1 protein-coding gene is annotated in these 416 nt (G+C 47.1%); it reads left to right on the plus strand.

Translation table 11 applies throughout. The features are described from left to right. On the plus strand, positions 1-405 hold a 405-nt coding region (locus ACEWB7_RS18150; protein ID WP_411581110.1), incomplete at its 5' end, for a phosphopantetheine-binding protein. Between the last annotated feature and the right edge of the window lie 11 nt (positions 406-416).

A 416-nucleotide genomic window follows, 5' to 3' on the forward strand; every position in this document is an offset into this window, starting at 1 on the left:
GAGGACATCCTGCCGCTGTTGGGCACTCTTTGGCAACGAGGAGTGACTATTTGTTTACCGGAAATGCCAGCCGTGCAGACTATAGGCTTACCCGGTTATTCGTTTGATCGCGTCCGGTATGAAATTCAGTCCAGTGATGCGAGAGAGAACGCTATGTTACCAGTGAGTTATTTGTCGGTCAGCGACTTTGTGGAGAAAACCTGGCGTTCATTGTTATGCATCGATCATTATGACGAACACGCGGTTATTTTCGAATACGGAGCGACCTCGATGCACGTTATCTCTTTCGTCGACAGCTGTAACCACATTTATAAAATCGGACTGACTGCCGCCGATATTTATGCCAGACCCGCTATCCGTGAGCACAGTGAATTTATCTCCGAATGTGTTGATGGTATTTTATGAGGTGTTCACAG

Origin of the sequence: Acinetobacter sp. NIOH-H-8, assembly GCF_046635365.1 — a bacterium.
Lineage (GTDB): Bacteria > Pseudomonadota > Gammaproteobacteria > Pseudomonadales > Moraxellaceae > Acinetobacter.